Origin of the sequence: Zavarzinia sp. (assembly GCF_049306435.1) — a bacterium.
Lineage (GTDB): Bacteria > Pseudomonadota > Alphaproteobacteria > Zavarziniales > Zavarziniaceae > Zavarzinia.
Map to the genome: position 1 here is coordinate 1 of NZ_JBAQRT010000004.1, position 24,910 is coordinate 24,910.

General features: G+C 65.6%; 21 protein-coding genes. 16 read left to right on the forward strand and 5 right to left on the reverse strand.

Going from position 1 to position 24,910, the window contains the following annotated elements:
* The 3 genes from WAZ62_RS00185 to WAZ62_RS00195 all read left to right on the forward strand — a co-directional run.
* Positions 1-346, forward strand: a 346-nt coding sequence (locus tag WAZ62_RS00185) for a winged helix-turn-helix domain-containing protein (protein ID WP_422641509.1), incomplete at its 5' end; no start/stop codon positions are given.
* Positions 347-465: 119 nt separating this feature from the next.
* Positions 466-2,385: a threonine--tRNA ligase gene (thrS, locus tag WAZ62_RS00190; protein WP_422641510.1), complete on the forward strand. Its 1,920-nt coding sequence runs from the start codon at positions 466-468 to the stop codon at positions 2,383-2,385.
* 14 nt (positions 2,386-2,399) lie between these two features.
* Positions 2,400-3,572 (forward strand): glycosyltransferase family 4 protein, encoded by a 1,173-nt coding sequence (locus tag WAZ62_RS00195; protein WP_422641511.1) that lies wholly within the window; start codon positions 2,400-2,402, stop codon positions 3,570-3,572.
* Positions 3,573-3,687: 115 nt separating this feature from the next.
* Here the strand turns inward: WAZ62_RS00195 and WAZ62_RS00200 are convergent, their stop codons facing one another.
* Positions 3,688-4,509: a glycosyltransferase family 2 protein gene (locus tag WAZ62_RS00200; protein ID WP_422641512.1), complete on the reverse strand. Its 822-nt coding sequence runs from the start codon at positions 4,507-4,509 to the stop codon at positions 3,688-3,690.
* 90 nt (positions 4,510-4,599) lie between these two features.
* On the opposite strand from WAZ62_RS00200, the gene WAZ62_RS00205 reads away from it, so the two are divergent.
* The 11 genes from WAZ62_RS00205 (at position 4,600) to WAZ62_RS00255 (ending at position 16,824) form a co-directional block, all read left to right on the forward strand.
* Positions 4,600-5,688, forward strand: a complete 1,089-nt coding sequence (locus WAZ62_RS00205; protein ID WP_422641513.1) for an ELM1/GtrOC1 family putative glycosyltransferase — start codon at positions 4,600-4,602, stop codon at positions 5,686-5,688.
* Between the two features lie 44 nt (positions 5,689-5,732).
* Positions 5,733-7,118 (forward strand): hypothetical protein, encoded by a 1,386-nt coding sequence (locus WAZ62_RS00210; protein WP_422641514.1) that lies wholly within the window; start codon positions 5,733-5,735, stop codon positions 7,116-7,118.
* Positions 7,115-8,179, forward strand: coding sequence for a hypothetical protein (locus WAZ62_RS00215; RefSeq protein WP_422641515.1), 1,065 nt, complete (start codon positions 7,115-7,117; stop codon positions 8,177-8,179). The genes WAZ62_RS00210 and WAZ62_RS00215 overlap by 4 nt, the downstream gene beginning before the upstream one ends.
* Positions 8,176-8,922 (forward strand): TylF/MycF/NovP-related O-methyltransferase, encoded by a 747-nt coding sequence (locus tag WAZ62_RS00220; RefSeq protein ID WP_422641516.1) that lies wholly within the window; start codon positions 8,176-8,178, stop codon positions 8,920-8,922. The genes WAZ62_RS00215 and WAZ62_RS00220 overlap by 4 nt, the downstream gene beginning before the upstream one ends.
* Positions 8,919-10,169, forward strand: coding sequence for a hypothetical protein (locus WAZ62_RS00225; RefSeq protein ID WP_422641517.1), 1,251 nt, complete (start codon positions 8,919-8,921; stop codon positions 10,167-10,169). Before WAZ62_RS00220 ends, WAZ62_RS00225 begins: the two co-directional genes overlap by 4 nt.
* A 171-nt stretch (positions 10,170-10,340) precedes the next feature.
* Positions 10,341-11,441, forward strand: a complete 1,101-nt coding sequence (locus tag WAZ62_RS00230; protein ID WP_422641518.1) for a polyamine ABC transporter substrate-binding protein — start codon at positions 10,341-10,343, stop codon at positions 11,439-11,441.
* 94 nt (positions 11,442-11,535) lie between these two features.
* Entirely contained in the window at positions 11,536-12,681 is a 1,146-nt protein-coding gene (locus WAZ62_RS00235) for an ABC transporter ATP-binding protein (protein ID WP_422641519.1), read from the forward strand.
* Complete coding sequence (locus tag WAZ62_RS00240; RefSeq protein WP_422641520.1) at positions 12,678-13,724, forward strand: ABC transporter permease subunit; 1,047 nt, start codon at positions 12,678-12,680, stop codon at positions 13,722-13,724. The genes WAZ62_RS00235 and WAZ62_RS00240 overlap by 4 nt, the downstream gene beginning before the upstream one ends.
* On the forward strand, positions 13,721-14,545 hold the full coding sequence (locus WAZ62_RS00245) for an ABC transporter permease (RefSeq protein ID WP_422641521.1): 825 nt from the start codon (positions 13,721-13,723) through the stop codon (positions 14,543-14,545). The genes WAZ62_RS00240 and WAZ62_RS00245 overlap by 4 nt, the downstream gene beginning before the upstream one ends.
* Positions 14,546-14,819: 274 nt before the next feature.
* Positions 14,820-16,109, forward strand: coding sequence for a UbiH/UbiF/VisC/COQ6 family ubiquinone biosynthesis hydroxylase (locus WAZ62_RS00250; RefSeq protein WP_422641522.1), 1,290 nt, complete (start codon positions 14,820-14,822; stop codon positions 16,107-16,109).
* Between the two features lie 67 nt (positions 16,110-16,176).
* Positions 16,177-16,824 (forward strand): YitT family protein, encoded by a 648-nt coding sequence (locus tag WAZ62_RS00255; RefSeq protein WP_422641523.1) that lies wholly within the window; start codon positions 16,177-16,179, stop codon positions 16,822-16,824.
* Between the two features lie 161 nt (positions 16,825-16,985).
* On the opposite strand, the gene WAZ62_RS00260 is transcribed toward WAZ62_RS00255, so the two are convergent.
* A complete protein-coding gene (locus tag WAZ62_RS00260; RefSeq protein ID WP_422641524.1) occupies positions 16,986-17,393 on the reverse strand; it encodes a hypothetical protein in 408 nt (135 codons plus the stop codon).
* A 117-nt stretch (positions 17,394-17,510) separates the two neighbouring features.
* On the opposite strand from WAZ62_RS00260, the gene pepN reads away from it, so the two are divergent.
* A complete protein-coding gene (gene pepN / locus WAZ62_RS00265) occupies positions 17,511-20,171 on the forward strand; it encodes an aminopeptidase N (protein WP_422641525.1) in 2,661 nt (886 codons plus the stop codon).
* A gap of 4 nt (positions 20,172-20,175) precedes the next feature.
* Here pepN and WAZ62_RS00270 read toward each other — a convergent pair whose 3' ends face one another.
* The 3 genes from WAZ62_RS00270 to WAZ62_RS00280 all read right to left on the reverse strand — a co-directional run bounded on the left by WAZ62_RS00270 (position 20,176) and on the right by WAZ62_RS00280 (position 23,527).
* Positions 20,176-20,562: a DUF983 domain-containing protein gene (locus WAZ62_RS00270; protein ID WP_422641526.1), complete on the reverse strand. Its 387-nt coding sequence runs from the start codon at positions 20,560-20,562 to the stop codon at positions 20,176-20,178.
* A 243-nt stretch (positions 20,563-20,805) separates the two neighbouring features.
* Positions 20,806-21,780, reverse strand: coding sequence for an NAD(P)H-dependent flavin oxidoreductase (locus WAZ62_RS00275; RefSeq protein ID WP_422641527.1), 975 nt, complete (start codon positions 21,778-21,780; stop codon positions 20,806-20,808).
* 79 nt (positions 21,781-21,859) lie between these two features.
* A complete protein-coding gene (locus WAZ62_RS00280) occupies positions 21,860-23,527 on the reverse strand; it encodes a flavin monoamine oxidase family protein (protein ID WP_422641528.1) in 1,668 nt (555 codons plus the stop codon).
* Between the two features lie 275 nt (positions 23,528-23,802).
* On the opposite strand from WAZ62_RS00280, the gene WAZ62_RS00285 reads away from it, so the two are divergent.
* Entirely contained in the window at positions 23,803-24,852 is a 1,050-nt protein-coding gene (locus tag WAZ62_RS00285; RefSeq protein WP_422641529.1) for a M12 family metallopeptidase, read from the forward strand.
* The last annotated feature ends 58 nt before the right edge of the window (positions 24,853-24,910 follow it).

Consider the following 24,910-nt stretch of genomic DNA (forward strand, 5'->3'; position numbering starts at 1 on the left):
GATCGATGGCGTGCGCGCCGGCCTCGCCGCCGGGGCCGGGGCGCTGCACATCGGGCCGTGCCGGCTTTTCGCCTCGTCCCGCACCCTCGTCGGCGCCGGGGGCGAGACCGTGCGCCTGACCGACAAGGAAACCCAGATCCTGACCCGCCTCGCCGCCGCCATCGGCCGCGTGGTGCCCCGGGATATCCTGCTGGCCGAAGTCTGGGGCTATGGCGCGGCCATCGCGACCCATACGATCGAGACCCATGTCTACCGCCTGCGCCGCAAGCTCGCCCAGGCGGTGGCCGGCGGCGCCTCGCTCATCCGCGCCGAGGACGGCGGTTATCTGCTGGCCGCCACGCCCTGAGGGCGGCGCTCCGCCCTGCCATGAGCAAGCGACAGGACCGGGGCGACAGGCTGCGCCTTGACAGTCGGCCTGCATCCGTCGAAGTTGCCGGCCCAACCTTCGGATCGGAGACCACTATCATGTCGGTATCGCTGACCCTGCCGGACGGCAGCCTGCGCTCCTATCCGGGGCCGGTCAGTGGCACTACCCTTGCCGCCGACATCGGTCCCGGTCTCGCCAAGGCCGCCCTCGCCATGCGGGTGGACGGCCTTCTGGTCGACCTCGCCCATGTGATCGAACGGGACGCCCGGGTCGACATCGTCACCCGCAAGTCCGACGATGCGCTCGACCTGCTGCGCCACGACTGCGCGCATATCATGGCCGAGGCGGTGCAGGAGCTGTTCCCCGGCACCCAGGTCACCATCGGCCCGTCGATCGAGAACGGCTTCTACTACGATTTCGCGCGGGACGAGCCCTTCACCACCGCCGACCTCGAGGTGATCGAGAAGCGGATGCACGAGATCGTCGACCGCAACGAGACGATCGCGCGCGAAGTCTGGGACCGCGACGAAGCCGCCGATTTCTTCCTGAACAAGGGCGAGATCTACAAGGCCGAGATCATCCGCGACATTCCGGCGGGCGAGAAAATCAGCCTCTACCGCCAGGGCGATTTCATCGACCTGTGCCGCGGCCCCCACCTGCCCGCGACGGGCAAGCTCGGCCATGGCTTCAAGCTGATGAAGGTCGCCGGCGCCTATTGGCGCGGCGATCATCGCAACGCCATGCTCCAGCGCATCTATGGCACCGCCTGGCGCGACGAGAAGGAGCTGAAGGACTATCTCTTCCGGCTTGAGGAAGCGGAGCGCCGCGACCACCGCAAGCTGGGCCGCGAGATGGACCTGTTCCATCTGCAGGAAGAGGCCGCCGGCTCCATCTTCTGGCACACCAAGGGCTGGACGCTGTACCGCGTGCTCGAGAACTACATCCGCCGCAAGATCGAGGCGGATGGCTACGAGGAAGTGCGGACGCCCCAACTGGTCGACAGTTCGCTCTACATCGCCTCGGGCCACTGGGAGATGTATGGCGACAACATGCTGAAAGTGCCGGTCGACGACGGCAAGCGCATGTTCGGCGTGAAGCCGATGAACTGTCCCGGCCATGTCCAGATCTTCAAGCAGGGCCTCGTTTCCTACCGCGACCTGCCGATCCGCATGGCGGAATTCGGCTGCTGCCATCGCAACGAGCCCTCGGGCGCGCTGCATGGCATCATGCGCGTGCGCCAGTTCGTGCAGGACGACGCCCATATCTTCTGCACCGCCGATCAGGTGGTGGAGGAGACGAAGAAGTTCTGCCGACTGCTGGAATCGGTCTATGCCGACCTCGGCTTCTCGGACTTCAAGGTGATCCTGGCGACGCGCCCCGAAAAGCGCATCGGCACCGAGGAGGAATGGGACAAGAACGAGGGCGATCTCGCCGCCGCGATTTCCGCCGCCGGCCTGTCCTATGAGGTCTCGGTGGGCGACGGCGCCTTCTATGGCCCGAAGATCGAATTCCACCTGCGCGACGCGATCGGCCGGACCTGGCAGTGCGGCACCCATCAGCTCGACAGCCTGCTGCCCCAGCGCCTCGACGCCAGCTATATCGCCGCCGACGGCTCGAGGCAGCGCCCCGTCATGCTGCACCGGGCGATCCTCGGCAGCCTCGAGCGTTTCATCGGCATCCTGATCGAGCATTACGCCGGTCACCTGCCGCTGTGGCTGGCGCCGACCCAGGTCGTGGTCGCGACCATCACCTCGGACGCCGACGATTACGCCGCCGAAGTCGCCCAGCTCCTGAAGGAGAAGGGCCTCCGGGTCGAGACGGACCTGCGCAACGAGAAGATCAACCTGAAGGTCCGCGAGCATTCGCTGGCCAAGGCGCCCTATATGCTGGTCCTCGGTCGCCGCGAGGCGGAGAACCGTCAGGTGGCGCTGCGCAAGCTGCATGGCGGCGAACAGACGGTGATCGACCTCGGCGAGGCGATCACCCGCCTCGTCGGGGAAGCCCTGCCCCCCGCCTGACCGGGAGAGAGCCCTTGCATGTCCCCCCGCATGTCGTCGATGTGATTCCCTTCAAGGAACGCTATTCCGTGACGACGGCGGGGGCGATCGCCCTCTGCGTCGATCAACTCGCCGGGGTCTCCAAGGCGACGACGACCGTCTTCGGCACCGCCGTCACCGACCCGCTGAAGGCCGCCCGGCTGCGACCGGTGCGGCCCTTCTTTTTCACCACGCGCCTCGCCGCCGCCTATGTCATGGGCTGGGAGGCGCTGTTCTATTTCGAGGGCGTGCGCCGGGCCCTGCGCGCGGCCAAGCCCGACGTGATCCAGGTCCACAACCGGCCCCTGCTGGCGGTCATGCTGCAGAAGGAATTCCCGGAGATTCCGGTGTTCCTGTTCCTGCACAACGATCCCATGTCGATGAAGGAATTGCGGCCGCCCAAGAATATCGGCGGCAGCCTGCACCGCCTCGCCGGCATCGTCGCCCTCAGCGACTGGATCGAGCAGCGCCTTTACGAGGCGGCGCCGGCCGTGCCGCGCGAGCTCGTCCACCGCATCCCCAATGTCGTCGACTGCGCGGCGGCGGCCGAGACCGACGAGGCGATCTTCGCCGCCAAGGAGAAACTCGCCCTCTTCGTCGGCCGGATCAACGGCGGCAAGGGCGCCACCGCCTTCGCCGAGGCGGCGGCCCGCGTGCTGCCCGATTTCCCGGACTGGAAAGCGGTCGCCATCGGCGCGTTCCAGATCGGCACCACCGACTGCAGCCATCCGAGCGATTACCAGCGCGCCTTCCTGGCCGCGGTCGCCAGCCATCCGAATATCGCCTTCCTCGGCCCCCGGCCCTTCCCGGAGACGATGGACTGGATGCGCCGGGCGGCGATCCTGGCGATTCCGTCGCGCCATGCCGAAGCCTTCGCCCGGGTCGCGGTCGAGGGCATGATGAACGGCGATGCGCTGATCGTGTGCAAGAAGGGCGGCGCCCTGCCCGAGGTCGCGCCGGAAGCGTCCGGCGCCCTTCATATCGACGACGCGACGGTGGACGAGATCGCCGCCGCCCTGCGGCTTCTGATGGCGGACGACGCGGATCGCCTCGCCCGGGCGCGGCAAGGCCGGGCCTATGCCGCCAGCCACTACGCCCCCGCCGCCGTCGCCGCCCTGATCGAAGACATGTACGCGGCCGGCAAGGCCGCCCTGAAAGCGAAGCGCTGAAGCCGCCCCCCTTATCGTCACCCCGGCGAAGGCCGGGGTCTTTCGACGAGTGAGACGCCCTTGGCGGCGCGAGATCCCGGCCTTCGCCGGGATGACGCAGTTGGAAAACGCCTCGTCAGCGCCCGCCTTCGCGAAGCCTGCGCTCCTCGATCCGGATCGCCTCATACATCTTGGCATCACGCAGCCAGCGGCCATAGGCGGCGGAAGCGGCGATGATGAAGCCATAGGTCCCGGCCCGGCACAGGCCGCGCAGGACATAATGCTTGAAGAAATAGAACGGCAGCGCGCACCAGATGCGGAACAGCAGCTTGCCCTTGGTCTTCCGCTTGCCGTCCCGCGCCCCCATGGTGCTGTAGCCATTCAGCTTGGCGACGACATGGGCGATGTCGCGGAAGGCGTAATGCATCAGGGTGGCGCGCAGGCGGCCGACCTTGGTGCCGGCCGGCAGTTCGAGCTGGTCCCAGACCTTGTGCCCCGGCATCGAGAAACGGCGGCGGTCGTAGAGCTTGCGCCGGAAGGCATGGTCGAAATCGTACCAGGGCTCGCCCACCGGCGGCACGCAGGTCAGATCGATTTCATAGACGCCGAGGGGCGGCTCGCCCTTGGCGAAGAGCGCCGCGATCTCGGCCGCGAGTTCGGGCGAGACCACTTCGTCGGCATCGAGGTCCAGCACCCAGTCGTTGGCGCAGGCGGCCTCGCCCACCTGTTTCTGGAAACCGTTGCCCGGCCAGGGATTGACCACGACGCGGGCGCCCGCCGCCTCGGCCAGCGCCGCCGTGCGGTCGGTCGAACCCGAATCGACCACGACGACTTCGGCGACGACCCGGCGCGCGGCGCGCACCACGGCCTCGATATTGCGCTCTTCGTTCAGTGTGCGAATATAGCACGACAAGGGCGGGACAGCCTGCGGACCGTCCTTCTCGTTTGTCTTGCTCATGCGGTTTCCGCCCCTTTTGGAAATGGCGACTTTCAGGATAGTTCGGCGAGCCTGTCAAGCCGGCGCCTTGCGAGCCGGCCGGGACATTGAATGCCTTCCCTGATCAATGCAACCCGTGGGGCAAGCGGCGGGGCTACCGGCGGGCCGTCGCCCTTTCCCGCGGAAGCGCCTCTGTTTCTCGTCGTCGATCATTACAAGGCCGGGGATCGCGATAATGCGATCGGCCTCGCCTCGGCGCTGGCTGGGACCTGCGGCGGCGAGATCGTCATGGTCCGGGGCCATCTGCGCCTCGCCGCCCTCACCCTTCTGCTCAATCCCTGGCTGCGCTGGCGCCGCCGCTGTCCGGCCACGCCAAGCCTCGGCCGCCGCCTGTGGCCGCTGCTGTTCACCGGCGACGCGCCGCCGGCAATGCGCGTCGCCGCCGTCGTCTCCACCCTCGGCCGGGGCGAGGCGGTGGGCGCCTTCATCGCCGCCCTGTGGCGCGTGCCGGCGGTCCATCTCGGCACGCCGAAGCGGATGGACCGCGCGCTTTTCGCCGCCGTGGTCGCCCATCAGGGCCATATCGTCAGGCCGGACGAGATCGGCCTGCCCATCGCCTCCACAAGGCTGCTGCGGGCCGGTCTGCCGAACGCCAGCCCCGGAGACGGGCGACGCCGCATCCTGTTCCTCCTCGGTGGCGACAGCGACGAAATCCGTTACGAGGATGCCTATTGGCGCGACCTCGGCGAATTGGTCGCCCGTGGCGCCGAGGACCCGGCCCTGAACATCACGGTGCTGACCGCGCCCCGGACCGCCGCGCGCGTGGTGGAGGGCCTGCGACGGCGGCTGGCGGATATGCCGGTGCGCCTTCTCGTCTTCGGCGAGCCTGCGGCAAAGGATCGCTATGTCCAGGAGATCGTCGACGCCGACACGGTGATCACCACCGCCGAAAGCGTCTCCATGGTCTCGGACGCGATCAACACCGGGAAGCCGGTCTTCGTCCTGCTGGGCACCCAGGTGCCCTGGTCGCCGAGGATCGCCAGCTTTCTTTTGCAGCAGACCAAAATGCGCCGCATCGCCCTTGTCGACCTGACCCCGGAGACGCCGCCCCGGTTCGCCGCCCAGGGGATCATGCCGGCGCAGCATTGCTGGTCGGTCGATTTCCTCGAAGAGATCCGGGCGGCAGGGCTCCTGTCCTGACGGTCCTTTTGTAGAAGCCACCGGCCTGTGCTAGAAGACGCGCCATGATCGTCCCGGGGCCGATGTTCCTGATGTCCTACGAAGTTTCCGTATTCCACGCCGATCGTCCGGCCGCCGCCATGGGACGCATCCCCGGGCCAGGCGGGGCGGAAATGACCGATCTCCTGTTCCGCTCGGTCCGACTGTTCGACGCGGATGCCCGTCTTTCGGTGATGACCGACGACAAGACGGACCTCGGCGCGATTTCCCTGCCCTTCACGCGCCTTTCCGGACCGGTGAATTTCAGCGAATTAATGCTGGAGCGCACACGCGCCCAATGCCGCTTTCTCGAAAGCGATCGCTTCGACCGGCCCGTCGCCTTCCTTGATGCCGACATTCTGCTGAACGGCTCGCTGGCGCCACTCTTCGCGCGGGATTTCGACGTCTGCCTGACCTGGCGCGGCGATGAATTGATGCAGCCGTTCAACGGTGGCGCGATCTTCTTCAACAATCGCCGACCCGAGGCAGCCCGCCGTTTCATGCGGCGCGTGCTGGACCGCTACGAGGCCGCGCACCGCGACGGTGCCGGCTGGTTCGGCGATCAGATGGCCCTCGCCGAGGCGGTCGACCTGCCGCTCGACAATACGGCCGAGGAAGGCGAAGTGGTGCGCGACGGCATCCGCATTGCCTGGGTTTCCTGCGATATCTGGAATTTCTCGCCCGAGGAAACGCCCATCGCCATCATGGATCGCTATGCAGGACGGCCGGTGCTGCACTTCAAGGGGGCGCGCAAGGTGATGATGGCACCCTTCTGGTCGCTCTATTTCAGCGCGGGCGCGCCACGCGCCGCATCGCTGCCGGCGCGGCTTGCCGCCGCCTTCGCCCTCGCCTTCGCCCTTGGCCGCTATCGTCGCGCCTACCGTAAGGCCAATCGGCGCTTCGGCGCCAAGGCCAATGCGGCAGCCCAGCGCCGCAGCCTGGCGCCCACCGTCGCCGAACTGGCGGCGGGCCTCGGGGGGACTGGACGCCTGGTGGTCGCCGATCTCGAATGCGGCGATGCCCTGATCGGAGACGATCTGCGCGGCCGCGGACTCGACTGCGATTACCAACCCTTCGATTCCCATCCGTCGCTGCCGGCGGTGCGCCCGCTCGACCCCGAAACCTCGGCGCCGCCCGGGATGATCGACCTCGTCCTCGTCGTCGGCCTGATCGAGTGCCTGCGCGACCCCGCCGCCCTGCTCGCCCGGCTGCGCCCGCTGGCGGGCACCATGATCGTCAGCCACGCGGTCAGCGACCTGCGCCCGCTCAGTCGCAGCAAGCGCGCCAAGATGGGCTGGCGGCGCCAGCTGCCAGCAGCCGACGTCGAGGCGATGATCCGTGCCGCAGGCTTCAAGATTGTCGAGCGCCGCACCGATGACGCGGCCAGGGCCATGGTATGGGCCTGCCGATGAGCGGCGACAACAAAGCCTCGGTCCTTACGCCCTACATCATCCCGCCCGGCATGCGGAAGGGTGTCAATATCGGCGACGGCTTCATCCTGCATGCGATCGAACGCCGGATCGGCGCCTTCGCCCCCGGCCATTGCTTCACGACACGGGAAGTCCCCTCGGCGGCGGCGCGCGCCGTCATCGCGGGCAGCAGCGCGCTTGTCATCGCCGGCGCGAACCAGTTGACCGACGATTATTCGATTTGGCCCGGACTGCGGGCGGAAGAACTGGCGGCGGGCAGCCTGCGGGTGGTGCCCTTCGGCGTCGGCCTCTATGGCAGGGCCGAGCGCAACCAGGGGTTTTCCGCCAATACCGAGGCGATCCTGCGCCTGATCCACCAGCGGATCGAATTCTCGTCCTGGCGCTGCCCACGCACGGTCGCCCTGCTGGAACGTCTCCTCCCCGACCTGGCCGGCCGTTTCCTGATGACCGGTTGTCCCGTGCTCTACGACCGCCCCCTGCTCGACGGTATAAGGTTTCACGAGGGCGAAGATCGGATCGCGGTGACGATCACCGACCAGGGCGATTTTCTCACCCGAGAGACCCGGGTGCTGGACTTCGTCGCCCGCCGCTTCCCGAGCGCCAGACGCTTTCTCGTCCTGCATCAGCCGATGGGCCAGCCTAAGCCGCTGCACAGGCTGGTCGATGTCCTGCCTGGCCTGCGCCATCTGGGCCATCCCCGTCCCCGCCTGCTGCGGGCGGCACGCCGGCTCGGCTTCGAGATCGTGCTTCCGGGCACAGCGGCTGCGGGAATCGAATTCTATCGCGGCATGGATCTGCACATCGGCAGCCGTCTGCATGCCCATCTTCACATGCTGAGCCAGAACCGGCGCAGTTTCCTCGTGCCCGTCGACGGCCGCTCGACCGGGTTCGCCGATTTCCTCGGCTTCCCGCTGAGCCGGCCCGACACCCTCGACCGCGACATGGATTTCGATTTCGAAAGCCTGCGGAGCAAGGCGCGCCAGCATTTCGGCACAATGCAAGCCTTCACCGACAGCTTGAAACGACAGGGAATTCCGGCATGACCGCCAGCGCCCGGCTGCTTGACCGGCTCCTTCGCCTGCGGCTGCGGCTGCGTTCCCGCTTTGGCCCTGAAGGCACGCTGCTCCGCGCGATCCGCGCCGCCAACATCACCTATGTCGGCATCCCGAAGCTGCGGCGTATCGCCGAGATGGCCTGCCTCGTGCGAGCGACCGCCACGCCCGGCGCCTGGCTCGAAGCCGGGGTCGCGCTCGGCGGCTCGGCCACCCTGATCGGCCGGCTGAAGGATCCGGCAACGCCGCTCACCCTCTATGACGTCTTCGACACCATCCCGCCACCCGGCGAAAAGGATGGCGGCGATGCCCACGAACGCTATGCCGAGATCGCGTCAGGCCAGTCGAAAGGCCTTGGCGGCGACACCTATTACGGCTATCGCGGCGACCTGCGAGACACCGTGATCGCCAATCTGGCACGCTTCGGCATCGATCCAGAACGCGACCGGATTCGCCTCGTCAAAGGCCTGTTCGAGGATACGCTGTGGCCGGAAGGGCCAATCGCCTTCGCCCATATCGATTGCGACTGGTATGATCCCGTCCGCCTGTGCATGGACAGGATCTGGCCGAGACTGTCGCCCGGCGGTGTCATCATCTTCGACGACTACCGTTCCTATTCCGGCTGCCACCGCGCCGTCGATGAATTTGTCGCGGCGACTCCCGGCGTCGAGATAATGTTCAAGGAGAGTTCGGTCTGCCTCCGCAAGCCTTTCCGGAAAGAGCCGCAGAAATGAGCCCTGCCCCCGTTGCCCAAAGTTCCTTCCGCAGTCCCCGCCGTTACCGCACCCTGCGCTTCCGGTTGACCGGCAAGAAGCCGGACCGGATCCAGGGCTGGCGTGAGCGGCCGGTCCTCGTCTCCCTGCCGCCGGTCGTCGGCGTCACGCCCAGCGACAAGCCGCCGGTGCGCATCTTCGTCGGCACCGAGCCCGAACAATACCGGGCTGAGCGCGTGCTGGTCTTCTCGATCCTCAAGCATCGCGATCCGGCGCGGGCCTACGAGATCCACCTGATGAAGGATCTCACCGGCTTCGATCGCAATAATTGGTGGACCGGCTTCACCAGCTACCGCTACGCCATTCCCGATCTCGCCGGCCGGGCGGGGCGGGCGATCTACAATGACGTCGACCAGATCTATTTCGCCGACCCCGCCGAATTGTTCGACCTCGACATGAAGGGGGCCGCCGCCCTCGCGATCAGCGACGAGGAAAGCTCGGTGATGCTGATCGACTGCGAACGACTCGCCAGCGTCTGGCACGAAGACGAAGCCCATCGCGTTCACAGCAGTGTCCATTTCCAGAAACTCGCGGCCGGAGCCGGGCTGTGGGGATCGATGGCGGGTGACTGGAATGCACGGGATTTCGAGTTCACCCCGGGCCAGTCCAGGCTCCTGCACTACACGACACTTTACAAGCAGCCCTGGCATCCTTTCCCCGAGTTGTTCAAGTACCAGCACAATACAGAAGGCCACTTCTGGCATGCGCTGGAGGCCGAGGCCGACGCGGCAGGCTACACCATCTTCAGCGCCGCGACTCCCAGCCCCGATTTCCTCGCGCTCCGGCAACGGGGCGGGCCTTCGCCCGCGCGGCCGCCAGCGCCGGCCGTACAGGCGCGAATACGCCGTCTCGCCGGCGGCGGTTCGGTGGCGATACCCGCGACATTCGATGCCATCGCTCCGGCCGATGTCGTCGCCGCGGTCGATCTTCTGGAGCGCTATCCTGAAGACGACATCCCCTGGGTGCTGGCGGCCCTGTTCAAGGCCGCGCGGAAGAGCCTATTCATCTCGGTCAACTGCCGCGGCATCGCGAACCTCGCCGCAGCCGACTCGGCCCATCTGACGCACCAGAGCGCGAAATGGTGGCAGAGTCAGATCGAGACCGCCGCCCGCATGGCGCCCGGCGTGAAATGGACCCTCGCCCTCGCCCGCGACAACGGCGGAGCCTTCCCGATGCTGCGCCGCGAGCGCGTGATCAGCCGCGTCTGAACCCGTCGTCTGTCGGTCGGTCGGGCATCGAGTTGCCCCGCCGATCCAATTCGACGCCGCGGGCATGTTGACCATTCCTGCCCATCGCGGTTCTAATCGCTGCAGAGCGCGATCGGGAAGACTTGCGCTCGGGCGTCCCCAGCGGGGGACGTGATAAACGGAGGTCGATCGATGCCATTCTCGCTCAAGTCCTGTCTGCTCTCGACGCTGACGGCCGCCGTCGCCTTCGCGGGTATCGCGAAGGCCGAGGAAAAGGTCGTCAACGTCTACAACTGGGAAGAATATATCGACGACGCCACCCTGGCCGAATTCGAAAAAGAAACCGGCATCAAGGTCGTCTATTCCACCTTCGATTCGAACGACACGCTGGAGGCCAAGATCCTGGCCGGCAAGTCGGGCTATGACGTGGTCTTCCCCTCGGGCGCCTTCCTCGAGCGCCAGATCAAGGCCGGCGCCTATCAGAAGCTCGACAAGGCCAAGCTGCCGAACCTCGGCAACATGGACCCCGCCATCACCGAGAAGCTGGCGCTGTTCGATCCCGGCAACGAACACGCCATCGACTACATGTGGGGCATCACCGGCATCGGCTACAATGTGAAGAAGATCAAGGAAATCATGCCGGACGCCCCGGTCGATTCCTGGAAGATCGTCTTCGATCCCGCAGTTGCCTCAAAGTTCAAGGATTGCGGCATCGCCATCCTGAACGCACCCGACGAAGTGATCCCCGCCGTGCTGCGCTCGATCGGCGAGGACCCCAATTCCAAGGACCCGGTGGTGCTGAAGAAAGCCCTGCCCATCCTCGAGAAGATCCGTCCCTTCATCACCCGTTTCGAAGGCTCGTCGATGATCGACAAGCTGGCGACCGGCGACATCTGTCTCGCCATCGCCTGGAACGGTGACGTCTTCCAGGCCAAGACCGCCGCCGATGCCGCCAAGTCGGGTGTCGAGGTTGCCTTCTCGGTGCCGAAGGAAGGCGCCCAGCTGTGGTTCGACTCGATGGCGATCCTCGCCGATGCGCCGCACCCCGAGGCCGCCCATGCCTTCATCGACTACATGATGAAGCCCGAGGTGATCGCCCGGAATTCGGCCGCCACCCAATATGCCAACGGCAATGCCGCCGCGAAGCCGCTGATGGATGCCGCCGTCACCTCGAACCCCGGCATCTATCCGACGCCGGAAACGATGAAGACCCTCTTCCTCATCACCGCCTACTCCCAGAAGGAGCAGCGGATCCTCAACAAGATCTGGGAAACCATCAAACTGGGCGAGTGATCGCCTGATATCGGGGCCGGCGCCAGGACCTGACGCCGGCCTCTTTCGTTTCGTCTGCTTTGACCCGGAAGATCGGGCGTGGGGGGTTTGGGGCATGAACACGGCGAGCGCCGCCAGGGTACCTTTCGAGCCGTGGAACGACCCGAAAGCGAAGCCCTATATCCGTATCGTGAACGTCACCAAGACGTTCGGCGACTTCGTCGCCGTCGACAACATGAACCTCGACATCTACCAGCGGGAGTTCTTCTCGCTGCTCGGTCCGTCGGGCTGCGGCAAGACCACCCTGCTGCGCATGTTGGCGGGCTTCGAGCGTCCGACATCGGGCCGGATCGAGCTTGACGGCGTCGACATGTCGACCGTGCCGCCCTACGAGCGGCCGGTGAACATGATGTTCCAGTCCTACGCTCTGTTTCCGCACATGACGGTCGAGGATAACATCGCCTTCGGCCTCCGCCAGGACGGCGTGCCCAAGGAGGAACGCAACCGCCGGGTCGAGGAAATGCTGACCCTCGTCCAGCTGACCAAATTCGGCAAGCGCAAGCCGCACCAGCTCTCGGGCGGGCAGCGCCAGCGCGTCGCCCTCGCCCGCTCGCTCGTCAAGAAACCGAAGATGCTGCTGCTCGACGAGCCCCTCGGCGCTCTCGACAAGAAGCTGCGCGAACAGACCCAGTTCGAGCTGATGAACATCCAGGAACAGGTCGGCATCACCTTCGTCATCGTCACCCACGACCAGGAGGAGGCGATGACCGTCTCGTCCCGCATCGCGGTGATGAATCACGGCCGCATCGCCCAGGTCGCGACCCCGACCGAGATCTACGAATATCCGAACAGCCGCTATGTCGCCGAATTCATCGGCGACGTGAACATGTTCGAGGGCCGCCTCGCCGATGTCGCGCCCGATCATGTCATCATCACCTCGGCCGACGCGGGCACGAACATCTATGTCGATCGCGGCACCTCGGCGGCGGCGGGCGCCACCGTCTGGGTCGCCGTCCGGCCCGAGAAGATCGATGTCGGCCTGATCGCGCCCGACGATCCCGCCTACAACTGCATCAAGGGCACGGTCTGGGATATCGGCTACCTCGGCAATCTGACGATCTATCATGTGAAGCTGGAAAGCGGCCTGAAGGTCACGGCGGCGGTCGCCAACCGGACCCGCCTGCGCGACCGGCCGATCACCTGGAACGACGAAGTCTTTCTGACCTGGGCGCCGGACAGCGCGGTGGTGCTGGTGTCATGAGCGCGGGCGACGATACCGACGATCGGCCCTCCGCCGCCCTCATCAGCCATGACGCGGGCGGCTTCGCGGAATGGCTGCACTTCCGCCTGCATCGCGGCAAGCTGGCCTGGGCCGCGCCCTATATCCTGTGGGTGGCGACGCGCTTTTCCGGCCGGGGCATGGTCATCGCCATTCCCTATGGCTTCCTGCTGGCCTTCTTCCTGATCCCCTTCCTGATCGTCCTCAAGATCAGCTTCGCCGAGACGGCGCTGGCGATACCGCCCTATACCGATCTCATCGAGATGGTCGATGACGGCTTCGAATATTTCGTCAACATCAAGCTGAACCTCGGCAACTACTGGATCATCCTGTCCGAGGATACCTATGTCCGGGCCTATCTGAACTCGGCCAAGATCGCGGCGATCTCGACCCTGCTCTGCCTCATCATCGGCTTTCCCATGGCCTATGCCATGGCGAGGGCGGACGAGAGCATCCGGCCGACCCTGCTGATGCTGGTGATCCTGCCGTTCTGGACCTCGTTCCTGATCCGTGTCTATGCCTGGATCGTGATCCTGAAGACCGAGGGCGGGTTGCTGAACACCTTCCTGATCGCGATCGGCGTCATCTCGCCGGACGATCCGCTGCGCATCCTGTCGACCGAATGGGCGATGTATATCGGCATCGTCTATTCCTACCTGCCGTTCATGATCCTGCCGCTCTATGCCAATCTCGAGCGGATGGACATGTCGCTGCTCGAGGCGGCTGCCGACCTCGGCTGCCGGCCGATCAAGGCCTTCTGGGTGGTGACAGTGCCGCTGGCGATCCCCGGCATCATCGCCGGCTGTTTCCTCGTCTTCATTCCGGCGGTCGGCGAATATGTCATCCCCGAGTTGATGGTCGGCGACAATGTCCGCGTGATCGGCCGCAAGCTGTTCACCGATTTCGCCAGCGAACGCAACTGGCCGCTGGCGGCGGCGGTCTCCGTCATCCTGCTCGCGATCCTCATCATACCGATCGTGCTGTTCCAGCGTCAGCAGGCGCGCCTGCAGGAGGCCGGCCAATGACCAAGGGCCTGACCAAGATCAATCTGGCGGCGCTGACCTTCGGTTTCGCCTTCCTCTACATCCCGATCCTCATCCTCGTCTTCTTCTCCTTCAACGAGAGCCGGCTGGTGAATGTCTGGGGCGGCTTTTCGCTGAAATGGTATGGCGAATTGTTCCAGAACGAGGATCTGCTGGGGGCGGCCTGGGTCTCGCTGATCCTTGCCGCCTGCACCTCCACCCTGTCGGTGATCCTCGGCACGATCGCGGGCTTCGTCATGGCCCGTTTCACCAGTTTCCGCGGGCGCACCCTGTTCTCGGGCATGATCTACGCGCCGCTGGTCATGCCCGAGGTGATCACGGGCCTGTCGCTTCTCCTGCTCTTCGTCGCCGTCGACTGGGGCCGGGGCCTCGGCACGATGATCCTCGCCCATACTTCCTTCTGCATGTCCTATGTCGCGGTCGTCGTTCAGTCCCGCCTCGTCTCCTTCGATCGCTCGATCGAGGAGGCGGCGCAGGACCTGGGGGCGACGCCGTTCAAGACCTTCTTCGTGATCACCCTGCCGATTATCGCGCCGGCCCTGGTGTCGGGCTGGCTGCTGTCCTTCACCCTCTCGCTCGACAATGTGGTGATCACCTCGTTCACCTCGGGCCCGGGCTGGGACACGCTGCCGGTCAAGATCTTCTCGGCGGTGAAACTGGGGGTTAAGCCCGAGATCAACGCCCTGTCGACGATCATGATCAGCATCGTCGCCATCGGTGTGATCGCGGCCTCTCTCGTGCAGAAACGGGCGATGGTCGAGCGTCAGCGGTCGGAGCGCATGGCCGCCGCCGCCAACGAGTGAGAGGTTCAGGAACCGTTACCGGCCGCCGGGGGGACCCGCATCGCTGGGGTGCAGCCGATGCATGAGGCTTGGCGTTGAATCCCGCGGGGTTTGGTCCCATCTTCACTTCAACAGGACGGCGGCGGGATCCCCCCCAATCTGCCCGGCGCCGCCCCTGACGATACCTTCCCCCCCTCGGTATCGTCCGCGCCTCAAAACGCGACTGCGCCCGGCCGACCCCCCGTCGGCCGGGCGTTATGTTTTGAGGTGGCATGTTCTTGGGGCGACGCTGGACATGGCCGCGCAGGCGAGCAATATCCTGCCCATGACCGAAGATCCGATCGCTCCCGCCCCAACCAACGATCTTTCCGCCGATGCGCTCGTCGTCGGTGGCGGCCTCATCGGCCTCACCACGGCGATCGCTCTTGCCAGCGCCGGGCTCTCCGTCGCCCTTGTCGATGATGTCGCGCCGGAGAAGACACTGGCGCCGACCTTCGACGGACGGGCGACCGCGATCGCCCATGCCTCCTGCCAGTTGTTCCGCGCTCTCGGCCTTTACGACGGTCTCGCCGCCGCGGGCCAGCCGATCCTGGACATCAAGGTCTCGGACGGGCGGCCGGGCGAAAGGGCCTCGCCGCTTTCGCTGCATTTCCATGCCGGCGACATCGGCCGCGATCCCTTTGGCCTGATGGTCGAGAACCGCCATGCCCGCCACGTCCTCAACCAGGCCATCGCCGGCATTCCGGCGATCACCACGATCGCTCCCGCCCGGGTGACCGGCACCAGCCGCGATGCCGCCGGTGCCCGCGCCTTTCTCGCCGATGGTCGTACCATCGCCGCGCGTCTGATCGTCGCCTGCGACGGCCGCAACTCGCCCCTGCGCGAGGAAGCGGGCATCCGCAGCATCGGCTGGGCCTATCCGCAGGTCGGCATCGTCACCACGGTGGAACACGAGCGGCCGCACCTTGGCCTGGCGCACGAGCATTTCCTGCCCGCCGGCCCCTTCGCCATCCTGCCCCTGACCGGCAACCGCTCGTCCCTGGTCTGGACGGAAGCCAGCGATCTCGCGCCCCTCATGATGCAGATGGACAAACAGGGCTTCGACGCCGAATTGCGCCGCCGCTTCGGCGATCATTTCGGCGATGTCCGCTCGGTCGGGCCGCGCTTTTCCTATCCGCTCGCCTTCCACATCGCCGCGCATTTCGCCGACACACGGCTGGTGCTGGTCGGCGATGCCGCCCACGGCCTGCACCCGATCGCGGGGCAGGGCCTCAACCTTGGCCTTCGCGATGTCGCCGCCCTCGCCGAAGTGCTGGCCGAGGGCATGCGCATCGGCCTCGATCCCGGCGATGGCGAATTGCTGGCCCGTTACGAGCGCTGGCGCCGGCTGGACTCCGTCGTCATGGGCACGGTGATGGACGGGCTGAACCGCCTGTTCTCGACCGACCTTGCTCCGGTGCGCCTCGCACGCGACCTCGGCCTGGCCGCGGTCGAGCGGATGCCGGGGCTGAAGCGCTTCTTCATGCATCACGCCCGGGGCACGGTCGGCAAATTGCCCCGTCTTCTCGAGGGCCGGCCGCTCTGACCGCGTTTCATCCGTGACGAAACCGGACTATCGTCGAGGAATCCGGGGCAGTCGCGAGTATCGAGCCATGAGCGGAGCCAGCACGCCAAAGCAAGCCACCCTGCCGGACGGTGCGGCGCCCGCCGTCACCCACAGCCTGTTCGACAATCTGCAGGGCCTTGTCTTCGGCGTCGTCATGGTCTCCTTCGGCATATCGCTGCTGAAGGCGCTGGGCCTCATCACCGGCCAGGCGGCGGGCATCGCCTTCCTGATCTCCTACGAGACCGGCTTCGATTTCAGCCTGATCTTCCTGATCGTGAACCTGCCGTTCTATATCCTCGCCTTCATGCGGCTCAGTCTCGGCTTCACCCTGCGCTCGCTCGGCTGCGTCATCGCCATCTCGGCCCTGACCGGGATCGCGCCCCATCTGTTCCGCTACGAGCATGTCGAGCCGTTCAGCGGCGCCATCGTCGCCGGCTTCTGCATCGGCATCGGCCTGATCGGCCTGTTCCGGCACGGGGCATCGGGCGGAGGGATCGGCATCCTGGCCTATTACGTCCAGGAGCGGACGGGCTTTCGCGCCGGCTGGCTGCAATTCGCCCTCGACGCCGTGCTGTTCGGCACGGCCGCCTTCCTGCTGGACGGCAAGGCGGTGCTCGTCTCCATGGTGGGGGCGGCGGCGCTGAACCTCTTCGTCGCCTTCAACCACCGCCGCGACTGGTATATCGCCCGCTGAAAGCCTGTTTCCCGAATGACGAAAGCATCACTCCTTTTGTCGTCATACCGGCGAAGGCCGGTATCTTTCGCCGGCAAGGGCGCCTTTCTCGTCCAAAGGCCCCGGCCTGCGCCGGGGCGACGAGCACTGGAGTTCAACCCTTCGGACGCGGCGCCAGGACTTCAGGCGGCGCGGGCGGCGAGGCTGGCCTTCACCAGTTCGGCGATCGCCATCAGGCCGTTCATGGGCCGGATCAGCACTTCGATGTGATCGAGATTGCCGTCATCGTCGAGGCTGATGATGTCGATGCCCTTCAGCTTCGTCTCGCCGATATGGCCCTCGAATTCGAGGAGGATGCGGCCGCCGCCCATCCATTCGCCGGTATAGTGGAAATCCTCCACCCCGGTCAGCACCGCCGCCAGCACGGTGCGGACATAGTCGCGGTCGGTCTTGGGCGCCCAGAAGGCCGGGGATGACAGGCTGGGCGACGGCGACAGCAGGGCATCGAGCCCGCTCATGTCGCGACTGTTCACCACCCTGTGCCAGCGCTCCAGGAAATCGTTGAAAAGGGCCTGTTCGTCACGTTCCATCGTAGCGTTTCCCCCTGGCGCCGTGGCCGGCGACCTTGTCCTTCAATTCAGCCTATACCTCGCCCCCGGGCCTGTCGCCCCTTCCATCGCGCCGCCCGCGTGCCTACATAGAGTCCCATGACCGAAATGATCCCCGCCTCCCAGTCCGCCCCCCAATCCGCCCCCGTCGCCACCGGCGTCCGCCTCGCGGACTATCGCCCGCCGGCCTTTCTCGTCGACGAGGTGCATCTGGATTTCCGGCTGGCCCCGGCGTCGACCCGGGTCACCGCGCGCCTCGCCCTTCGCCGCAACGGCGGGGGTGACGCACCGCTGGTGCTGAGCGGGCGGGGCCTGAAGCCGGTCGGCTTCGCGATCGACGGCATGCCCCTGGCCGAAGACCGCTACACGGTGACGGACGAAGACCTGACGGTGCGGGATGTGCCCAACAGCTTCACCTTCGAGAGCGAGGTGGAGATCGACCCGGACGGCAACCGCGCCCTCGAGGGGCTCTATACCTCGGGCGGGCGCTTCTACACCCAATGCGAGGCCGAAGGCTTCCGTCGCATCACCTGGTTCCCGGACCGGCCCGATGTCCTCGCCCGCTATACCGTGCGGATCGAAGCGGAGAAGGCCTATCCCCGCCTGCTGTCCAACGGCAATCTGATCGAGCAAGGCGAGCTTGCCGGCGAGCGGCATTATGCCGTCTGGCAGGACCCCTTCCCCAAGCCCTGCTATCTCTTCGCCCTGGTCGCCGGCAATCTCGACCTGCTCGAAGACAGTTTCGTCACCGCTTCCGGGCGGGAGGTGGCGCTGCGCCTCTTCGTCGATCCGGGCCAGGCGCCCCGCGTCGCCTATGCCATGGATTCGCTGAAGCGCGCCATGCGCTGGGACGAGGCGAATTACGGCCGGGAATATGATCTCGACCTGTTCATGATCGTCGCCGTGCGTGACTTCAACATGGGCGCGATGGAGAACAAGGGGCTGAACATCTTCAACTCCTCCCTGCTCATCGCCGATCCCGAGACCGCGACCGATCTCGATTACGAGCGGATCGAAAGCGTGGTCGCCCACGAGTATTTCCACAACTGGACCGGCAACCGCATCACCTGCCGCGACTGGTTCCAGCTCTGCGTGAAGGAAGGCCTGACCGTCTTCCGCGACCAGAGTTTCTCGGCCGACATGCGCGGCGAGGCGGTCCAGCGGATCAAGGACGTGCGCGCCCTCCGCGCCCGCCAGTTCCCCGAGGACGCGGGGCCGCTGGCCCATCCCGCGCGGCCCGACCACTACCAGAAGATCGACAATTTCTACACCGCGACCGTCTACGAGAAGGGCGCGGAAATCGTCCGCCTGCTGCGCACCCTGATCGGGCCGGAAGATTACCGCAGCGGCATGGACCTCTATTTCCAGCGCTTCGACGGCCAGGCAGTGACGGTGGAGGATTTCGTTTCCTGCTTCGCCGATGTAACCGGCAGCGACCTGTCGGGGGTGCTGTCGTGGTATCTGCAGGCCGGCACACCCGAGGTTTCGGTCACGCCCCGCTATGACGCCGCGGCGAAGACCCTCAGCCTCGATCTGCGGCAGTCCGTGCCGCCGACCCGTGGCATGGGGGACAAGGTCCCGCTGCCTGTTCCGCTTCGCCTTGGCCTTCTCGATGCCGAGGGACGCCAGCAGTCCTTCCTGGCGCCCGGCGCCGACGAGCCCGAGAGCGAGGCCGTGGTTACCCTGCGCGGCGCCACGGATACGATCACCCTGACCGGCGTCGCCGAAGCGCCGGTGCTGTCGACCTTACGCGGTTTCTCGGCCCCGGTGAGCCTGACCGTGACGGAGCCGGGCGAGAACCGTTTCATCCGCCTTGCCCATGATCCCGACCTGTTCAACCGCTGGGAAGCCGGCCAGTCCCTGGCCCGCGACCTGATGCTGGCACGGGTCAAGGGCGAACCCGACCGGACGGGAGAGCGGCGTTTCGTCGATGCCCTCGGCCGGGCCATGGCCGATCAGTCGTCGGAGCCGGCGTTCAAGGCCCTGCTCCTCGCCCTGCCCTCCGAACAGGATCTGGCGCTGGCCGCGCCGCCGGCCGATCCCGCCGCGATCCACGAGGCACGGGATAACTTGCGCCAACTGGCGGCCGAGGTTCTGCGCGGGCAGCTGGAAGCCCTGCACGACGGCCTGGTCGCCCTGGGCAGTTTCTCGCCCGACGCGGAAAGCGCCGGCAGGCGGGCGCTGCGCAATGCCGCGCTGGACATATTGATGGCCGCCGGCACCCCGTCCGACATCGCCAGGGCCAAGGCCCATGCCGATGGCGCCAGCGACATGACGACGGCGCTGGGCGGGCTCTCCGCCCTGATGCAGGCGGGTGGCGCGGCCTATGACAGCGCGGTCGCCGCCTTCTACACCCGCTGGCGGGACGAGCCGCTGGTGATCGACAAATGGTTCGCCCTGCAGGCCCGCTCGCCCGCACCCGACGTGCTGGACCGGGTGAAGGCCCTGACCGAACACCCGGCCTTCGACGCGAAGACGCCCAACCGCTTCCGCGCCCTGGTCTCGACCTTCGCCCAGATGAACCCCGCGCGCTTCCACGATCCGTCCGGCGCGGGCTACCGCTTCCTGGCCGACCAGATCCTGGCGGTCGATCAATTCAACCCGCAGGTCGCCGCCCGCCAGCTGGAGCCCCTGGGCGGCTGGCGCCGCTACAAGCCCGAACTGGCCGCGCTGATGAAGGCGGAACTCGCCCGCATCCTCGCCAGCCCCGGCCTGTCGGCCAATGTCGCCGAACTGGCGGCCAAGGCCCTGGCGGAGTAGCGTCTCAGTCCCGCCCGTCGTCGATCCGCCCCTCCCCCGCCTTGAAGAAGAACTGGCTGGCCACCAGCCAGCCCTTCAGCGGGCGCAGGGGCGGGATGCAGGTCAGCAGCATGAAGGGCAGCGTCGTCACCAGATGCACCCAATAGGGTGCCTGATAGGCCATCTCGATCCAGATGCCGAGAATGACGCTGGGCACGCAGGCAAAGCAGATCACGAAGAACGCCGGCCCATCCGCCGGGTCGGCGAAATCGTAGTCGAGACCGCAGACCTCGCAGGATGAGGCGAGGCTGAGGAAACTCCTGAACAGATGACCCTGGCCGCAGCGCGGGCAACGGCCCCGAATGCCGGTGCGGAAGGGGGGCAAGGCCGGCCACAGGTCGGTGCTGGACATGGCGCTCTCCGATCAATTCTCACAATTGAATGCATATTGACTGCATTCAATATTGATCACTTTCCGCTACCGCGCCACTGCGTCCCGCCGCCGCAGGCCGGTTCCCCCCCACCTTCCCCCAACCTCGTCATTCCGGCGCAGGCCGGAATCTCGGGCCGGATGACGCGCCCCATGACGAAAAAGGGCGGGGGAATTCCGCTTCCCCCGCCCCTCGAAAATCCGGTCAATTACGCCGGATTGACCTCACGCGATCATGCCCGCCAGACGCTTGGCGATCAGCGCTTTCGCCTCCGCCATGATGCGGTCGATCAGCTCCTTCACCGTGGGCACGTCGTGGATCAGGCCGGCGACCATGCCGCAGCTCCAGGCGCCGGCTTCCATGTCGCCGTCGATCATCACCTTGGGGTAGATGCCGGCGACCTGGTCGTAGATATCGCCGATGGTGAGGTCCGCGCCCTTGGCCTTCTCGATCTCGAGGATGCGGGCGACGCCGGAATTGTTGATCACCCGCTCGGTATTCTTGAGGGAGCGCATGATCAGGCGTGTGTCGAGTTCGCTGGCGGCGACGAGGGCCTGCTTCACGTTCTCGTGCACCGGGGCTTCCTTGGTCGCGATGAAGCGGGTGCCCATGTTCACGCCTTCGGCACCGAGCGCCAGCGCCGCGACCAGGCTGCGGCCGTCGGCCATGCCGCCCGAGGCGATGAAGGGAATCGTTAGCTCTTCCGCCGCGCGGGGCAGCAGGATGAAGTTGGGCACGTCATCTTCGCCCGGATGGCCGCCGCATTCGAAACCGTCGACACTGACCGCGTCGCAGCCGATCCTCTCCGCCTTCAGGGCGTGACGGACCGAGGTGCATTTATGCACGACCTTGATCCCCGCCGCCTTCATCGCCGGCAGATATTTCTCGGGGCTGCGGCCCGCGGTCTCGACGATGCGCACACCCCCCTCGATGATCGCCTGGATATATTCCGGGTAAGGCGGATCGGCGAAAGTCGGCAGGAAGGTCAGGTTGACGCCGATCGGCTTGTCCGTCAGGGCGCGCGCCCTGGCGATTTCCCTAGCCAGCAATTCCGGCGTCTTCTGCGTGAGGCCGGTGATGATGCCGAGGCCGCCGGCCTCGGACACGGCGGCGGCGAGCGGCGCGAGGCCGACGAAATGCATGCCGCCCTGAACGATCGGATGCTCGATCCCCAGCAGCTCGGTGATACGGGTCTTCATGGGTGTTCTCTCCTCTGCCGGCTGAGCCGGTCGTGATTGCCCCCGCACCATGCAAAAGCCCGGGGGGTGATGCAAACCCTCAATCGGGGAGGGTGACGGGACCCAGCTCGCCCCAGGCCTCGCCCGGGCCGGGGTTGGCGGCGGGACTGTGGCCGCCCAGATGCCGGGCGATGCCCCAGACCGCGTTCAGCGCCGTCTGCACCGCGCCTTCCGCCCAGGCCGGGGTCCAGGAAATACCGTCACCGGCAAGGAAGATGCCCCGCTCCGCCGGCTGCAGCGCGTCTTGCATGAAATGGCCGTACATGCGGTGGTTATAGCGGTAGTGCCCGGGCAGGGCGCCCTTGAAGGCGCCGAGGAAATGGGGATCGTTCTCCCAGCTCACGGTGATCGGACTGCCGATGATGTGGCGGGCGATATCGACATCCGGATAGATCTTCTTCAGGGCATCCAGCATCAGCTCGACCCGCCGCTCGACCGGCAGGGGCAGCACTTTCAGCGCATCGCTCATCCAGGAATAGGACAGGCAGATCACGCCGGGCAGGTCGTCGCCATTGTCGAACAGATAGGTGCCGCGGGTGATGCGGTCGGTCAGGGTCATGCTCATGCGATAGCGCCCGGTGACCGGATCGCGCTCGCGCCAGAACGGCTTGTCGACCATGACGAAGGTCTTCGACGACTGCATGTAACGGGTGCGGTCCAGCGCCATCCACAGGCGGTGGGAGAACAGGCTTTCATCGCATTGCAGATGGGTGGTCAGCAGCCAGGTCTGGCAGGTGACCAATGCCGCCGCGTAATGCCGCGTGTCGCCCCAGCGGTCGGTAATCGCGATGGTCTCGCCCGGGCCCCGGCCGATGCGGGTGACCGCGCCCCTCGTGGCGCCGCCGTGCAAGGCCGCGAGGCTGGTGCCCGCCGGCCAGTGCACCATGCGGCGCGGCACCTTGGTCCACAGCCCGCGCGGCAATTGCTCCACCCCGCCGACGACGTAGTGCTGATCGTCGTCGAGATTGGTCGCGGCGACGCGCAGGATCTCCAGCATGGAATTGGGAAAGTCGCTGTCCCAGCCGCCGGTGCCGAAGCCCACCTGGCCGAACATCTCCCGGTGCCGGAAACCGAGGCGGGAGAATTCCCGGGACGACGCGATGAAATCATAGAAGGTGCGCTCGTCCCACAGGGGCACCAGCCGGTTCCAGATCGCCTTCAGGCTGGTCACGTCGCGGGCGCGGATCGCCTGCTGCAAGCCGCTGAAATCCGCCCCCTCCTCCAGCGCCTGGCCCCACGCCGCGCTGATCTCGCGTAAAATGTCGGGCGGCGTCTGCCCCCGCTCGACATAGAATTGCTCGCCCTCGAGGTCGATCAGCGTGCTCGGCGTCGCCGCCGCCAGCGGATTGGGAAAGGGCCGCGTCTCCAGCCCCAGCGCATCGACATAATGGTAGAAGGCGGTGCCCGAGCGGGGAAAGCGCATCCCGCCCAGTTCCGCGATCAGCCCGGCCCCGCCCTCGAACGGCTCCGACCGCAAGCGCCCGCCGAGCCGCCCGGCCTCATAGATCACGGGCTTCAGCCCCAGCTTCATCAATTCATAGGCGGCGACCATGCCGGCCAACCCACCGCCGACCACCGCCACCTCCCGCCCCAGCGCCTCGGCGGGCATGAGCGCCAGCCCGGCCGGGTGCCGGATCCAGTCATCGAAAGCAAAGGGAAAATCCGGCCCGAAGGCGGTGACCGGCGGCAAGGCTTCCGACGACGACATGCGTGACCTCTCCCGATTCAGGGCGGAGAGGGATGATAGCAGGCGGGGATACGGGTGGGGAGCGTGGAGAGCCCAGACTGCTAGGCGCCGATATACCGTCCGTCCACTGCGACACCCGAGAGCGATCTACGAAAACACAACAATGTACAATTCTATCGCATTGCACAATTTGAATTGCATTACTTTATTAAAATATCCTTTTTATATATATAAATTTCTCATATGCTCTCGTTGAGCGTGAATGAGAAACCAAAATGGGACCAGGGAGGAGCGCTGTGGCAGTGGAATCCGAACATCTTCACTATTGCGACCTACCACAAGTGAGACCGCCGGCGCTGCCGTCAGGCTTACAAGCTGATCACGTCGAGGCTCTCGCCATTACTTCAAACAAATGGCTGAATGGCACGCCGATTACTTATTGTTTTGTTCAGATCGGCCAGTTTGTTTGGCCCGACGAGCAAAAAGAGGTGGTCCGCTGGGCGTTCGACACTTGGAAAAATGTAGGCATTGGCTTAAATTTCGCCGAAACGACAGACAAAAAGAAAGCGACGCTGCTGATCGGCCTCATGCTCGGGAACGGCAGTTGGTCCTATATCGGCACCGGGGTCCTTCACAACCGGAGCAACGGCGTCAATATGAATTTTGGCTGGGATCTCACTACACCATGGGGACGTGCAACGGCGCTACATGAGGTCGGCCATGCGCTCGGTATGCCGCACGAGCATCAGAACCCGAAATCCGGCATCGTATGGAACGAGGAAAAGGTGCTGGAGTACTTCTCTCGCTCTCCCAACTATTGGGGTGAAGAAAAGACGCGCTGGAATATCTTGCGCTCTCTATCCATGGCGGAGGTCGAGGGATCAAATTGGGACTCCCATTCTATCATGCACTATTCCTTCGCAGCTGGACTGATCACCGCCCCCAAGCCTTATGATATCCAAGGCATCCCCTCTAACACTCAGTTGTCGAACGAAGACAAACAATGGATGCGGCGTTTCTATCCCTCCCAATCCAATGTTGTGCCCTTGTCATTGAATACGCCGTCACCGGTAGCAACAAAAATTGCGACGCAGTCAGATTTCATATTCCGTCCGACCGAAACGCGTGCGTATCAGCTTGAAGCCGCCGGCGACGCCGACCTTAAGATCGGCTTGATGGAAGTCAATGATGGAAATATTTTGGAGGTACTCGATGTCAAGGATGACTCCGCGACAGAGGATAACGCAAAGATCACAGCGGAGTTGAAAGCAGGCAAAAGTTATCGCATTGCTGCTCGCACCCATTTTTCCCCCAAAGGGGTGCCTCCTTCAATTTTTATCAGGTAATGTTTGGGTCCCGGCGCGATCTTGCCGCGCCGGGACCGGTCCTGACATCGATTTTGTT